General features: G+C 62.9%; 10 protein-coding genes. 8 read left to right on the top strand and 2 right to left on the bottom strand.

Annotated elements, in window-relative coordinates; genetic code table 11:
* Positions 1-14 precede the first annotated feature (14 nt).
* Positions 15-1,031 carry an Lrp/AsnC family transcriptional regulator gene (locus tag ACIPY2_RS16860; RefSeq protein WP_400267541.1) on the bottom strand — a complete coding sequence of 339 codons (1,017 nt, stop codon included), beginning with the start codon at positions 1,029-1,031 and terminating at the stop codon, positions 15-17.
* Positions 1,032-1,132: 101 nt separating this feature from the next.
* Between ACIPY2_RS16860 and ACIPY2_RS16855 the strand changes: the two genes are divergently transcribed.
* The 7 genes from ACIPY2_RS16855 (at position 1,133) to ACIPY2_RS16825 (ending at position 13,699) form a co-directional block, all read left to right on the top strand.
* Complete coding sequence (locus tag ACIPY2_RS16855; RefSeq protein ID WP_400267540.1) at positions 1,133-2,551, top strand: MFS transporter; 1,419 nt, start codon at positions 1,133-1,135, stop codon at positions 2,549-2,551.
* The gene (locus ACIPY2_RS16850) at positions 2,548-3,756 is read left to right on the top strand and encodes a M20 family metallopeptidase (RefSeq protein WP_400267539.1); all 1,209 of its coding nucleotides are present in this window, start codon (positions 2,548-2,550) and stop codon (positions 3,754-3,756) included. Before ACIPY2_RS16855 ends, ACIPY2_RS16850 begins: the two co-directional genes overlap by 4 nt.
* A gap of 58 nt (positions 3,757-3,814) precedes the next feature.
* Positions 3,815-5,155 carry an acyltransferase gene (locus ACIPY2_RS16845; protein WP_400267538.1) on the top strand — a complete coding sequence of 447 codons (1,341 nt, stop codon included), beginning with the start codon at positions 3,815-3,817 and terminating at the stop codon, positions 5,153-5,155.
* The gene (locus ACIPY2_RS16840) at positions 5,152-5,505 is read left to right on the top strand and encodes a GNAT family N-acetyltransferase (protein WP_400267537.1); all 354 of its coding nucleotides are present in this window, start codon (positions 5,152-5,154) and stop codon (positions 5,503-5,505) included. Before ACIPY2_RS16845 ends, ACIPY2_RS16840 begins: the two co-directional genes overlap by 4 nt.
* A 478-nt stretch (positions 5,506-5,983) precedes the next feature.
* The gene (locus tag ACIPY2_RS16835; RefSeq protein WP_400267536.1) at positions 5,984-7,585 is read left to right on the top strand and encodes a sigma-70 family RNA polymerase sigma factor; all 1,602 of its coding nucleotides are present in this window, start codon (positions 5,984-5,986) and stop codon (positions 7,583-7,585) included.
* A gap of 216 nt (positions 7,586-7,801) precedes the next feature.
* On the top strand, positions 7,802-13,186 hold the full coding sequence (locus ACIPY2_RS16830) for a hypothetical protein (RefSeq protein ID WP_400267535.1): 5,385 nt from the start codon (positions 7,802-7,804) through the stop codon (positions 13,184-13,186).
* Between the two features lie 87 nt (positions 13,187-13,273).
* The gene (locus ACIPY2_RS16825) at positions 13,274-13,699 is read left to right on the top strand and encodes a hypothetical protein (RefSeq protein ID WP_400267534.1); all 426 of its coding nucleotides are present in this window, start codon (positions 13,274-13,276) and stop codon (positions 13,697-13,699) included.
* Between the two features lie 74 nt (positions 13,700-13,773).
* On the opposite strand, the gene ACIPY2_RS16820 is transcribed toward ACIPY2_RS16825, so the two are convergent.
* Positions 13,774-14,130 (bottom strand): hypothetical protein, encoded by a 357-nt coding sequence (locus ACIPY2_RS16820; protein ID WP_400267533.1) that lies wholly within the window; start codon positions 14,128-14,130, stop codon positions 13,774-13,776.
* Between the two features lie 125 nt (positions 14,131-14,255).
* Here ACIPY2_RS16820 and ACIPY2_RS16815 point away from each other — a divergent pair, with 125 nt between their 5' ends.
* Positions 14,256-15,098, top strand: coding sequence for a sulfurtransferase (locus ACIPY2_RS16815; RefSeq protein ID WP_400267532.1), 843 nt, complete (start codon positions 14,256-14,258; stop codon positions 15,096-15,098).
* The last annotated feature ends 151 nt before the right edge of the window (positions 15,099-15,249 follow it).

Below are 15,249 nucleotides of genomic sequence, written 5' to 3'. Positions count from 1 at the left end.
GCCTTTCCTGTGAATTACGGCGCGGTCCACAGTGGCAGGGGAACCACGCGTGTGCTTCGGCCGGCTGCGTCCAGCACATGCCCGAGCCTCTTGAAGGTTCGCACTACCGCCTGGCGTGAGATGACGGAGCTTCCGGGCGCACGTTCCGCCAGTTCGCGTTCGTAGGCTTGCACTTCGAGATAGTCCCGGACCCACAGGGTCACCAGCAGGTTTTGCGCACCAAGGACCTGTGCGCTGAGCCGGCAGTTGCCCAGTCCGGCGAAGTAGCGGCCCACGTCGTCGACGTACTGGGCCGGGACGTTCAACACCAGGGTGACCTCCCGCAGTCCCTGTTGTGCCGCCGTCGATGCGTCACAACGCAGCGTGATGTAGCCGGTGGCAAGGAATCGCTCCACCCGGCGTCGCGCGGTTTGCGGTGAGACGCCGCAGGCACTCCCGAGTTCCGCCCAACTCGCCCGTCCGTCCTTAGCCAGTTCCACGAGCAATTCGGCGTCCAGGCGGTCCGGTGCGTAGCCCGGCTGCTCGGCCAGCGGCTGGGCTGAGACCAGCCGGGCACGCGCGGGTTCCAGTGTCCCGCTCCGCCAATCCGAGGCCTGCCTGTATAACTTGGTGACGAAAACCACCTCGCGATGGGTCACTCCGGGAAGCTCGGGGAAGGAGCCGGTGACGATGTCCATGAGCTCCTCGTGGCTTGATGCGAAGCAGTCCACAAAGAGGTCGTGCGAACCTGTCACCAAAGAGACGGTGCCAAAGGCCGGTTCAGCGCAGACGCGTTCGATGAGCGCTTGGCTATCGCTGGGCGTCGAGGAAATGTGGATGAACGCGGACCATCCGGCGCTGAGGTAGCGATGCCCGGGCGCAGGTGTGATCCATGCCTGGCCCTGCTCGGCCAGGGCATTCCACCGGCGAGCGGCGGTCGGGGCGGAGAGCCCCAAAGCTTCGGCAATCCTGCTCCATTCGGCCCGTGGATTGATCTGAAGGGCATTCACGATTTCCAGATCCGCTTCGGCAATCATGGTTGATTCGTGCATTTGTCCTCGGCGGAAGTCGGATTCGAACGATTTGAGATCAAGTGTAGTTGCCCACCCTAACGTTGTGACTCGCCTCACCACTTCACGACACAAGGACGGACATGGCAAGCAACACAGCCCCTCCCGCAACTTCGGCCACGGCACGCAGGTCCATCGCGGGGATGATCCTGGCGATGGCCTTGATCGAATCTCTCAGCGGCGTAACCCAGGGATACCTCAACCCGATCCTTCCGGCATTGGGGCCGGTCTTCGAGATCGACGATCCCACCATCAACGGCATCTTCCTGATCTCCAATGTGAGCTTCGCGGTCCTCACTCCGATCATTTCCAGGCTCGGTGACAGTTACGGATACCGGTTGGTGCTGCGCTGGTCGACCGGCATCGTAACCCTCGGCGTTCTTCAGATGGCCCTGTGGCCCTCTTTGTGGACTGTGACCCTTGGCGTTGTGATGTTGACGTGCGTGGTGGGCTTCATCCCACTCATGATGGGAATCCTCCGCGTCACCAGCCCCGCCCACACCCGTACCGGAGTGAGTGTCATGATCGGCATGCTCATGATCATGGTTGGTGCCGGAGGGTTGCTCGCCGGAATCGTGGGCGTCACCGACCCCACGCTCGGCTTCTGGGTGGGCGTTCCGTTCGCGGCGGTGGCCCTCGTCTGTTCCTTCATACTGCCCGACGCCGGGGTCCCCACCCGTGAGGGAATCGCCCTTGCGCCGCTGCTGGCTTGCTCGCTGGGCCTGATTGGCTTTGTGGTGGCTCTTTCCATGGCACCGGAGTGGGGCTGGCTGGACCCCCGCACGATTGGGGCAGGGCTGGTGGGACTCGTCCTTCTGGCCTACTGGGCCCGGCGCGACTTCAGGGCCGGATCAGGCCGTCGTTTCATGGACCTGCGGATGCTGGTGAACCCGAGGATCCGCACCATCTCGCTCGCCACGTTCTTCTTTGGGTTCGCATCCATCAGCTACTTCGGCACCAATGGCATCTTCCTGCATTCGGCACCGGAAAAATCCGGATACGGCTTTGCGCTAAGCCCCCTCATGATCGCCATCGTCCTGGCTTTGGCCTCGGTGCTCTCCCTGGTGTCCTCGCTGCTGACGGCCAAGGCCATGCGTCGATTCGGCGAACGCGCCACCTTGGTTACTGCAGGTCTCCTGTTAGCCTGCGGTTTCCTGGTCATGGCCCTGGCCCACTCCTCCTTCGCCGGGTACTGCGCTGGCTTCGCACTGTTCAACGTAAGCCTGGGGATGTACCAGGCCGGGACCCGTGCCCTTTCCGTGGAGGGCGTTCCCTTGGAGGAGACCTCTACGGCAGCCGGACTCAACGAGTTGGGGTTGTCCGTGGGGATCGCCGTGGGTGCGGCGGTGGTCAAGCTCATCTCTTCCGCCTTCGTCGAGTCGGGGCACATTTCCCAGGGCGGGGTATTCGCCATCTGGGGTGCGTTGGCCCTGGCCGCATTGGTCGCGGCAGGCGCGAGTGCCAAGTACCCCAAGCGTGCTGCCGTAACGGTGACCGCATGAGTACGGGGGTTGGATTCATCAAGCCGCACGCCGCCGTCGGGCTTGTCTCCCAGGGCGAGCTGAACCCGGAGCTGGACGAAGCCCTGGACCGCTGGAAACCGGACCTGCTGGACCTGAGCCACGCCATCCATGCTGATCCGGAATTGGGCGGCCAGGAGTTCCGGGCAGCCAAACGGGTACGGAAGCTGCTGCGGAAGGCGGGGTTCACTTTCGACGCCGTGCAGCCGGGGCAACCGACGGCCTTCAGTGCCCGGGCCGGAAGCGGTGAGCTGGTGATTGCCCTGTGCGTGGAGTATGACGCACTTCCGGCGATCGGCCACGCCTGTGGGCACAACGTGAACGCGGCCAGCGCTGTCGGGGCAGCGCTCGCCCTTGCAGCCGTGGAAGACCGCGTGGGCATAACCGTCAAGGTGTTGGGCACTCCGTCCGAGGAGACGACGGGCGGAAAAGCGGACTTGATTGAGGAAGGCTTTTTCGACGACGTTTCGCTGGCCATGATGGCCCACGCCGCAGGCCGTGACGTGGTGGGTGGAACCTCCTTGGCCATGGGCATGTGGGACGTGCTGTTCGAGGGCCGGCCCGCCCATGCCGCGGCCGCGCCTTGGGACGGCGTGAACGCGTTGGACGCGCTGGTTGTTGCCCAAACCGCGATCGCCCTTGCCCGCCAACAATTGCCCGCAGGCTCCATTGCATCCTTGATCGTGACGGAGGGTGGCAGCGCCGTAAACGTCATCCCCGAACGTGCACGGGCAAGCATCGAAATGCGTGCTCGGAACATCGCGACGCTGAAGATCATCCAGGACAAAGTCCGGCGATGCCTGGAGGCCGGTGCCCACGCCAGCGGTTGTACCCTGCAGGTCACCCCGCACGGTAATGACTATGCCGAACTGCGCCAGGATCCCTTCCTCTCGGACGCTTACCGTTCCGCCTTGGAATCCCGGGGCCGTTCCGTGGAAGTCAACGCCGATCCTGTTGCGTCCACCGATATGGGCAATGTCTCCCAACTGGTGCCGAGCATCCACCCAATGGTCGGCTATGAGGTCCGTGGCGCCGCGCACCACACTGCCGAGTTCGCGGCCTTTGGTGCCACGGCGGCCGCGGACAAGGCGGTGTTGGATGCCGCCTTTGGCATGGCCGCGGCGGCTTGTGCGGCAGCGGTGGATCCGTCGGAGCGGGAACGGTTGCTCCGGCGCACGGACGGCTGATCTCTGGCTGCTCTTGCGCCCTGGGCGGACAATGGAGGCAGCAGGAGGTGGGAAGGCCATGGAGAGGCCACAGCATCTGGACACTCCGGCCGGCCAAGCAGCGGCCGTTCGGCGGGACCCGGCGATCGACCTTGTCCGCTTTGCTTGCCTGCTCCTGGTGGTTGCCGCACACTGCATGATGGTCAGCCCGGTCCTCCACAAGGACGGAACGGTCACCACCGAGAACACCCTGATGGAGCAAGGGTGGTTCACCCCCGTGGTGTGGGTGCTCATGATTGTTCCGCTGTTCTTCGTTCTGGGCGGCGTGACAGGCCTGCAATCGTGGCGCCGCCTCCGCGCGCGTGGAGGCAACGGCTTTCAATTCGCCCAGGTGCGCCTGCTAAGGCTGGTCCGCCCGGCTATGGCCTTGCTCGCTGTCATGTGGGGCGGGCTGTGGGCGGCGTTGCTGCTGGGAGTCCATCCCCAGGTGATCGGACTGATGGCCACTGGGGCAGCGATGCCGCTTTGGTTCCTCGCCGCCTACCTGACTGCGCAGGTGAGCATTCCCCTGATGGCCCGCTTCCACCAACGCGCACCATGGTTGACCCTCGGAATCCTGACGGCACTGGTCATCACGGTGGACTCCCTGCGCGGAGCCATCCCCGTGCTGGCCTTCGTCAACATGGTGTTTGTGTGGTGTGCGGTGCAGCAGCTGGGCTTCTTTGTGGCTGACGGCTACTTCCGCAACCGCAGCCGCACATGGCTGGTGGGGGTGATCGCAGCCAGCAACCTGCTGCTCGGGATTGTCACCGGCGTTGCAGTCTACCCGGGGAACATGGTGGTGAACATCAACCCGCCCAACCTCTGCTTGTTGCTTCTCGGTATTTCGCAGACAGCCACGCTCCAACTGATCCGCGACGGCATCCAATGGCTGGGGTCGGTCCGCTGGATCCAGGCCATGATTGCCGTTGCGGGTCGGCGCGCCATGACGGTCTATCTCTGGCATTTGCCGCTTCTGGTCGGCATGTCCGGGCTGCTCCTGCTCACCGACTTCCCCAAGCCGTCACCTGTCACCGCTGAGTGGTGGTGGGCGCGGATTCCGGTCTTCTTCGCCGTGGTCGCCTTGTTGGTACCAGTCATCCTCGTCTTCGGCCGGCTGGAAAACCGTCCGACAGCGGCCAGCCACGCGCGCGGTCCCTCAAGGACCGCTGTGGTGACTGCCGGCGTCGTGGTTTTCCTCCCGGTGATGGACGCCGCCCTTAACGGCCTGACGCTGGCGCTGCTCGGCGGGGGCGCGGCGTGCTTTGCGCTCGCCGTCCTGCTTTTGGGAAGGGTTCCGACGCCGGTGCTGCCGCCCCAGGTGCCGGGCGGGGAGCCCACGTTGCCAGCGCAAGGTTTACGTGCCAATCTCGAATCATGACCGACACTGAATCATTGGCCGACTCTTTCCGCGCGGGCGTCACCACTGTCCGCAATGACAAATTCCACCGTTACGAACTGCATGTGGATGGGGAGCTTGCGGTGATATCCCAATTCATCGATCGGCCCGGTCATATCGACTTCACGCATACCGAAACTAAGCCCCGGTTCAAGGGTCAGGGACTGGCCAAGGTCCTGGCGCATTTCGCGCTGGACGATGTTGTGGCCTCCGGCAAGCGCATCATCCCGCACTGCCCCTACATTGCTTCCTATCTGCAGAAGCACGAGGGCTATGAGCAGGACGTCGACTGGCCAGCGGAGAAGCCCGTGGGTGAACCGGACAACGACTAGGGGTTTTGTCCCGCCGCATTGAAGCTGCGCGTGATGCTTTCGCCAGGCGGTTACATGGCCTCGTTGGTGAATGAGCGGGGATTAAGACAAATGTTACGCAGGTGGCTTTTGGAGCAGTTGGTGATCCATGCGGTAGAGCTCACAGTGTCTCCCGTAACCGCAGTCGACTTATCTGCGCCGTAGACCAACGTCACGTGGTTTGTGCCTTTGGATTGGACCATCCGGGTTGCCCGGGGACTTCGTGTCGGCCCATCCGTCCGGCTGTATTTCCGGGTAGAACGGGCAATTTTGCTCAATGGTGAGCCGCTGACCCGCACGCCCTGCTTCGGGTGAAGATGCGGTGATGGGAGAGCTCATATCGCGTTAGTGGCGCCTCGGTCGATGTCGTGTTGCAGTCCACCGGGATTTTTGTGCCGCTTATAGTCGTAAGCATCCTGAGATTCAAGTCATATTGCAATCTGATGTCACACTACTGCTTATGGATCAAGCATTGGTGGCAGGGGCACGCGGGGGATCGGCCTTGACTGCAGTCGACAGCGATCCCCGAATTTTGGACCTGGTGCGACAGGGGTCAACAGACGCCTTCGACATTCTCTATAAAAGGCACCTTCCGGTTGCCCAATACGTGGCGAGGCAGCAGACGGACAATCCGAGCGACGCCGATGACGTGGTGGCAGAGTCGTTTGCCTCGATTTTCCAGTCACTGAAGGACGGCAAGGGTCCGAGGGAGTTCTTCCGTTCCTACCTCCTGACAGTCGTACGGCGCACCGCCCACGATAGGAACAAGAGGGCCAGGCGCACGCCCATGGCCGTCGACGACTCCGTGCTGGATTCAGCCGTGCAGGACCCCGATACCGTCCTGCTCGAATTCGAATCCAGCACCATGGCCAAGGCGTTCAAGTCCCTGCCGGAGCGCTGGCAGGCCGTCCTCTGGCACATGGACATCGAAGGATTGAAGCCGGCTGCAGCGGCACCGTTCGTGGGTCTGAGCCCGAACGGCGTGTCCTCATTGGCGATCCGTGCCCGGGAAGGCCTCCGCCAGGCTTACCTGCAGCACCACATCAGCCAGTCAGTGGACGAAGCCTGCGATGAATACGCAGGCCAGTTGGGAAAATACGCTCGCCACGCTTTGAAGCGTTCCTCACGGGAAAAGGTCAGCGCCCATCTGGAAACTTGTGCCAAGTGCACGGCGCTGTTAATGGAACTCAGCGATGTTGAGGCCCGCATGCGCGGGATCGTATTCCCCCTGTTTGCAGGTTTTGCGCTCACACCGGCTGCGGCGGCCGCCTTTACATCCGCAGTTGCGGGCTCCGGCGCCACAAGCACGACGGCGGTCCTGCCCACTGCGGATGCTGGCAAGGGTTCCGCGGCGCTGTCCAAGCTGTTGGTCGCTGCGGCCATAGCAGCAGTGGCCCTGGCTGGATTCATGGCCTGGATCCTCCAGCCGGTTTCCGAATCGCCAGTGGCCGGGGCCGACGTTGCCCCTCCAGCCCAGTCCGCCACTCCGGACACTCCCATGGTTTCGGCGCCACCCAGCGCCGCTGCCCCCGAAGCACCGCAGGCCACGGCTGAAGAACCTCCTGCTGAGCCGGAGGTGGAAATGGTCCCACAAGTTCCCGCCGTCGTGGTTCCCGATGTGCCGGTGGTGCAGCGTAAAGCGAGCGTCATCGCTTCCGCAGTGGTCACTTCGACGCCGGTCGTCGCACAGCCTGCTGTTGCGGCGCCTGGCCAAACTGTCGAGGCTGCGTTTGCCGCTGGCCACGGGGCCAACCCAGCCGAAAGGGACCTGACGGTGGAGTTTTCCCTGCTGGGGGACGGTAGGCCGTCCTCCGGTGAGGCGATCTTTACCCTTCCCGCGCAAGCGACGTTCATCTCCGGAAAAACCGTGGCACCCGCGGGGTGGACTTGCGCGACGGCGGGGGCGGGGCAGGTTCGCTGCACAACAGCCTCCCTGAATGCGACCCAACTCAAGTTCGCCCTGGGAGTTTCCCTGTCCCAACCCGCGGATCCGGGAACCCTGGATTACCAGCTTGGGGGAGCCGGGATCGTCACCAAGACCTTCACCAACACGTTTCACTAAAAAATTCTCAAAACTTTCTTGATTTCTCGCGTCACGTTTTCAGCATGGGCTCCACAGGAGCACTAGGTCGCCCTGGTCGGCGTCCTCGTTGAAGTCCGGCCGGGTTTCGACGACACGAAAAAGTCGGCCGCCCGTACTGGACCAGTGGCGAGCAGCCGAGCGAACCCCGTTTTTTGGATGGGCTATTCGCGCGATCTAGAGAAACCAAGAGAGTCAATGAAACATACGCGTCCACGAAAGCTGTTAGCGGGTCTACTCGCCACAGCGATCATCTCCTTAGGGGTGGGCGGCGCTTTGGCGCCCCCGGCCCTGGCCACAGTCCCGGGAACGCCAGGCGTGACCCAGCCCGGCACGGTGGTCTTCACCGAAGACTTCGAGAACGGCACAGACAACACCGCGCTGGGCGCCCAGTCCTACTCGGCACCCGGCTCCACAACATACGTAGGTGCCGCCGGGCAGACCTACTCCGGTTCCTCCGGATGGATTGATGCCGCACGATGCAATGGCGTCATCCTAAGCTACGCCAATACGGATACGCCTCCGTGGGCAGTGTCTGGAAGCGGTGTTTCAGGGACCAGCAATCGTTGTGCCGACAACTCAACCCGCCGCAGTTACCAGCAGTTGCGGATGCTCGCCAAGGGCATGGGCCAACAGTTCACTCCCGGTTCTCCCGACACGGACCACGTGACCAGCTCCTTTACGGAATGCCCTTCCACAGACACCACCACTGGCTTCTGTGCCCTCGTCCCGGCCGGCCCCAACAACGGCGTGATGTTCAAGACGGTCAAGCCCATTTCCACCACGGCAGGCCATTACTACACCTTCGGCGTTGATACTGCCTACATCAACTGCATGGCTGCATCCGCGGACCCGTCCTACCAGTTCGCCAAGGTGGATGCTGACGGAACCGTCACGCCCATCGGCGATCCCTTGAACGGATGCCAGACCTCGTCTGATCCAAATGTAAAAACGTACCAGCAGCAGGTCACCAGCGATATTGGCGGTGTTTTCGGCACTGTCACCAAGACCGTGAACATCAACTCGATGATCACCAACCAGGCTTTCCAATCCGCTGGTGCTTCCTTGGGCCTGGAGATGTGGAACAACAACGGAACCACCAACGGCAACGATGGCGCCTTCGACAATGTGCGCCTCGTGGACGTTACTCCGCAGCTGGACAAGTCCTTCTCACCGGCACTGATCGGTCCAGGTGGAACGTCCACCCTGACGCTTACCGTGACCAATACCAGCGAGCTCAACGCCAAGGATGACTGGTCCATCACGGACACCCTGCCCAACGGACTGGTTGTTGCAAAAACCCCCAAGATCGGTGGCACGTGTGTTCAGTCCGCTGGTGCTCCGCTGGCTACCACTGCGACAGCAGGCAGCGGGGTCATCTCCGTTACTGGTGGCGACTTGGCGGCAGGCCAGGAATCGTGCACCATCACAGTTGATGTCACCTCGGATACCGAAGGCAGCTACGTTAACGGTGCCGCGAACATCCAGACAAACCTGAACCCCCCTGCCGACGCTACTTTGGTGGTCAAGGCTCCCCGCATCACGCTGAGCAAGGCGCTGGATGCTCCCCGCTTGAGTGATTCCGATCAGTTCACCATGGAGATCCGATCGGGTTCGGCAACCGGTGCAGTGGTCAACAGTACAGCCAACTCCACCACGTCGGGAACGGGCTCTGCGGTGGTTGCCGGTACGGGTACTACGGGTGAATACCTTGCCGACGCCGGCGCCGCTTACTACCTGACGGAGTCCGGTACGAACCTTGGTGGCTACACCCAGGCCATTACCTGCACGGACGCCAACGGACTCCAGCCCGGCCTTCCGTCGGGTGCGGCATTCTCTGGTTCCCTTTCGTTGACACCGGTTCCGGGTGCAAAGATCGATTGCGTGCTGACGAACACTGCGCAGCCTGCTCCGGCCTTGGAATTCAGCAAGTCGGCTGATGCTTCGGCCGTAAAGTCTCCGGCGCAGGTGGGTGATGTGGTCACCTACAACTTCACGGCAAAGAACACCGGGAATACTCCGCTGACCGGTGTCGTCATCAATGATCCCCTGGCTGGCCTGTCCAACCTCACCTACTCGTGGCCGGGAACTCCCGGCACGCTGCTTCCGGGTGAAACGGTGACGGCAATGGCAACGTATGCGATCACGCAGTCGGATATTGATGCCGGTCACGTGGCCAACTCGGCCACCACTTCGGGTAATCCTCCCACCGGTCCTCCGGTCACCCCTCCGCCCGGAACCACGGATACTCCGCTGACCCCGGGGCCGGACATGTCCCTGACCAAGTCTGCTGATGCTTCGGCTGTTCAGAACCCTGCGACCGTGGGTGACAAGATCACCTACACCTTCAAGGCCAAGAACACGGGCAACGTGAAGCTGACGGGTGTGACGATCAATGATCCTTTGGCTGGTTTGTCGGCGCTTTCCTACACGTGGCCTGGTGCTGCGGGTGAGTTGCAGCCCGGTCAGTCGGTGACCGCGACGGCGACGTACGCGATCACGCAGGCGGATATTGATGCCGGCCACGTGGTGAACAGGGCGACCTCCACGGGCACTCCGCCTACGGGTCCTGCTGTGACTCCGCCTCCGGCCGGTACGAATACTCCGTTGACGCCGTCGGCCAATATGACGCTGACCAAGTCGGCCGACGCTTCCGCGGTGCAGAAGCCTTCGCAGGTGGGTGACATCGTCACTTACACCTTTGAAGCCAAGAACACCGGCAACGTTGCGCTTACGGGTGTTGTGATCAACGATCCCTTGGCTGGCCTGTCGGCTCTGAGCTACACCTGGCCTGGTGCCGCGGGAACCCTGCAGCCCGGTCAGTCCGTGACTGCCACTGCTACGTACGCGATCACGCAGGCTGATATAGATGCAGGTCACGTGGTGAACACGGCCACCTCCACAGGCACGCCCCCTAACGGCCCGGAAGTAACTGCTCCGCCCGCCGGCACGGATACTCCGCTGACCCCGGCTCCGGCGATGGAGTTCTCCAAGTCGGCTGATGCTTCGGCTGTTCAGAACCCTGCGGCCGTGGGTGACAAGATCACCTACTCTTTCAGCGCCAAGAACACCGGCAACGTGAAGCTCACAGGGGTCACCATCGATGACCCGCTGGCTGGCCTGTCCGCTTTGACGTACAGCTGGCCTGGTGCTGCGGGTGAGTTGTTGCCGGGTCAGTCGGTGACGGCTACGGCTACGTACGCGATTACCCAGGGTGATATTGATGCGGGCCACGTTGCGAACACGGCGACGACCACGGGCACGCCGCCCACCGGTCCTGCTGTGACTCCGCCGCCGGCAGGTGCGGATACTCCGTTGACGCCGTCAGCCAATATGACGCTGACCAAGTCGGCTGATGCTTCGGCTGTTCAGAACCCTGCGGCCGTGGGTGACAAGATCACCTACACCCTGACGGCAAAGAACACGGGCAACGTGAAGCTGACGGGTGTTACGATCAACGATCCTCTTGCTGGCCTGTCTGCCCTGAGCTACAACTGGCCGGGAACTCCCGGTGAGCTCCTTCCCGGCCAGTCGGTGACTGCGACGGCAACCTACGCGGTCACCCAGGCGGATATCGATGCCGGCCACGTAGCCAACGAGGCCACTGCTACTGGCGTTCCTCCGACCGGTACCCCGGTCACGTCGCCTCCGGGAAAGACGGACACCCCGTTGACCCCGGCGCCGGCAATGCAGTTCACCAAGACGGCTGACGCTTCCGGCGTTCAGAACCCTGCCGTGGTGGGCGATCGCATCACCTACGCGTTCGAGGCGAAGAACACCGGCAACGTCACGCTCACCGACGTGGTCATTAATGATCCACTCGCCGGCCTGTCTGCGCTGAGCTACAACTGGCCGGGCACTGCCGGTGAGTTGCTGCCCGGCCAGACGGTAACGGCGACGGCAAAGTATGCCTTGGCCCAGTCGGACATCGACGCCGGCCATGTCGCCAACAGCGCCACGACGACGGGCAACCCGCCAACGGGCACCCCCGTGACGCCTCCTCCGGGAACGACGGACACTCCGTTGGTTCCGGCCCCGGGGATGGTGTTCACCAAGACTGCTGATTCGTCGGCGGTCCACAGTCCTGCGGTCATTGGCGATGTCATCACTTACACGTTCACTGCCAGCAACACCGGCAATGTGACGCTGAAGGATGTTGGCATCAACGATCCGCTGGCTGGTCTGTCCGCGCTGAGCTACAAGTGGCCGGGCACTCCCGGTGAGTTGCTGCCTGGCCAGACGGTGACGGCTACTGCGACATACGCGGTCAAGCAGGCAGATATCGACGCCGGTCACGTCGCCAACGTAGCTACCTCCACCGGCACTCCGCCAACGGGCACCCCCGTGACGCCTCCTCCGGGAACGACGGACACCCCGTTGACCCCGGCGCCGGCAATGGAGTTCACCAAGTCGGCCGATTCGAGCGCCGTTCAAGACCCGACAAAGGTTGGCGACCAGATCACCTATGCCTTCACGGCCAAGAACACCGGCAACGTGAAGCTGACCAACGTGTCCGTCAATGATCCCCTGGCCGGGCTCTCGGCGCTGGTCTACAGCTGGCCCGGGACTCCGGGCGAACTGCAGCCAGGCGAGACCGTGACCGCTACGGCAAGGTATGCGATCACGCAGGCAGATATCGACGCCGGTCACGTCGCCAACCTGGCAACCACCACGGGTACTCCTCCCACCGGCCCGGCGGTCAGCCCGCCTCCGGCAGGAACCGATACCCCGTTGACGCCTTCGCCGGCCATGGAGTTCAGCAAGCAGGCACTGGTTTCGTTGGTGGGCGGTCCGTCCCACGTGGGAGACGAAATCGTCTACCAGTTCACGGCCAAGAACACCGGCAACGTGAAGCTGAGCAACGTGTCCATCGATGACCCCATGGCTGGCCTCTCCGCACTGGCTTACACCTGGCCGGGCACGCCCGGCGAGTTGTTGCCCGGCGGGACGGTCACGGCCCAGGCGACTTACCACGTCACCCAGGCTGATATCGACGCCGGTCACGTCGCCAACGTGGCAACCACCACGGGTACTCCTCCCACCGGCCCGGCGGTCACCCCGCCTCCTGCCGGCACGGACACCCCGCTGTCGCCGGACGCTGCCCTGGAGTTCTCGAAGACCGCGGATGCTTCCGCCGTCGGAGATCCTGCGAAGGTGGGTGACATCGTCATCTACAACTTCACAGCGAAGAACACCGGCAACGTCACGTTGACGAACGTATCCATACAGGACACCCTGCCCGGACTGTCCGCACTGCGCTACAACTGGCCGGGTACTCCCGGCGAGCTGCAGCCTGGCCAGACGGTAACTGCTGCGGCAACGTATGCAGTCACCCAGGCCGACATCAATGCCGGCAAGGTCCTGAACAACGCGACTGCGACGGCCCTGCCTCCGACGGGACCGCAAGTCACCACGCCACCTGCAAGTGCCGTTGTGACCTTCCCGCCGGTTGTTCCGAACCAGCCAGGTGAATCGTTGGCCTACACCGGTGTTGTTCTCACCGTGTTGCCCATCAGCATCCTGGTGGTTGGCGCGGGATTGCTCCTGTTCCTCATCGGACGCCGTAAGCGTTCCGAGGCCTAGGACACGGTGCGCGGCAATCGGCCCCCATCCGGTTGCCGCGCACTTTCCACACCCTCCACGAAATCCACAGAATCAGGTAGTTATTCCATGAAGAAGTCAGTCGTGTGCATCGTGGGCGTGCTGGTCTCGGCAGCGGCGCTTGCAGGTTGTTCATCATCCAGCAACGAGGCGGGCCAGTCGCCGTCGTCCACTACAACCCAGGCCGCCACCACCGGTGAGGCCAAAGCCGCCAACCCCGGCACCGGCATTATCGAGGCCACCAAAATGACCTCCTGCGATACCGCGGCCGGAAAGGTGGCTGCCAAGGGAACCGTGACTCCACCGGACGGAACCAAGGGCACAGTAAAAGTCAGCGTGAGTTGGGTGGATCCCAAGACGTCAGCCGTGCTGGCCCGCGGAGAGCAGTCTTTCAAGGATGTCCAGTCAGGTAAAGCCCTCGACTGGGTGGTAAACGCTGAGGTCCCGGCTAACGCGGCCGAAGCGAAGTGCGTGCTCGGTGCAACCGTTCTTTAGCGGAGGCGGCGGGCATCCGGCTCAAGCAGCCGGGTCGGAGTGCACTTAAGAGAAGGCGGTCGATCAGGTCATCCTCACCTGGTCGGCCGTCTTTTTTGCCATGCGGCTGCGTGCCAGAAGAGAAGCGCCGCAGTGAGCAAAAGGAAGGCAAGCAAGCCGTAGGGGAGTGTGGAGAGCAGAAGGAAATTCCAGGGAATGCCTCCGCCGGCGGTGCTCGTGGCAGTGGGCTGGGCTGACTCGTTTAAGGTCCAGATGCAGAACCCGAGCAGTACGAGGTCAAGCGCCCACAGCGCAACGATGAAGGGGTTGACGGCGCGGAGTCCTTGGGCTTGGTGCGCGGGGTCGGGTGCGTGGGGACTCACGGCCGGCACCGCGTTGCCGTCCTGGTCGATCTCGCGGAAGCCGATCCGCTCGTGGACGTCGTCAGTCATTGGTCCCCCAACCGTTTGTGAGTGCGGTTCCGACCCTATCCCATTACCGTTTCGGCTGGACCGATCGCGTCCCATATCCTGAGATTTGAATCTCTTAGTGTGAGACGCGGCGTTACGCTCACTTCATGATGACTTCCTCTCAGCTCCCTCCCTTCGTCTCCCTCGATTGGTGCCGCGAGCATCAAGAGAGCATTATCCTTGCCGACGCCCGCTGGTATCTCGACGGATCTTCCGGGAGGGAGGCCTATGACCAAGGCCATCTGCCTGGCGCTGTATTCGTCGACCTGGACAGGTGGCTCTCAGGAGACGCGTCGGGCCGTGGTGGCCGCAACCCGCTCCCCGAGCCCCGTGTTTTCTCAGAGGGGATGGCCAGCTTGGGAATTGGGGACTCCGACGTGGTAATTGCGTACGACGACGCGGGTGGGGTCATTGCGGCGCGCTTGGTCTGGATGCTCCGGGTCACCGGCCGTCGCGCCGCACTGCTTGATGGCGGCCTCGCGGTTTACGAAGGCGAGCTGGAGTCGGCGGCCGCCATCAGGAAAGCTGCCGATTTTGCGGTTCGTCCGTGGCCGGAAGCGCGTTTGGCGGAGCTTTCGGATGTCCTGGGCGGAGGCGCCGTGATAATTGACGCCCGCAATCGCGAGCGGTTCGAGGGGTGTCAAGACCCTGTCGATCCACGGCCCGGGCATATCCCTGGAGCGATCAGCTTTCCCTGCCGGGAGAATCTGGATCCCACCGGAAGGCTGCTACCGCTCGAGCAGCTTCACCGTAATGCCAGCAGGGCGGGCATCGACAGTGCGGCAGCCCTCATCAGTTACTGCGGCTCGGGGGTAACGGCGTGCCACAATCTGCTGACGTTGGAGCATCTGGGCATGGGTGAAGGGCGGCTGTTCGTTGGCGGATGGTCCCAGTACAGCCTTGCCAAGGAGTTGCCCGTCGGGCTTGGGCCGGGCAAAAAATTGGCCTGAAGTCACCGCCGTTGGCCGAGAGGCGTGGCATTTTGCACTTGAAGAGCCGCCGGGAAAAGTCAATGACGCACTAGCGGGCATTACGTCACCACGAAATCGCCTTCAAAAGGAATTAGGTCACAAAAGTTTGACGGAAAGGCAAACCTAAGTA

It is taken from the genome of Paenarthrobacter sp. NPDC089675 (assembly GCF_044749185.1).
Taxonomy (GTDB): Bacteria; Actinomycetota; Actinomycetes; order Actinomycetales; family Micrococcaceae; genus Arthrobacter.
This window is presented reverse-complemented; position numbering and strand designations above follow the sequence as displayed.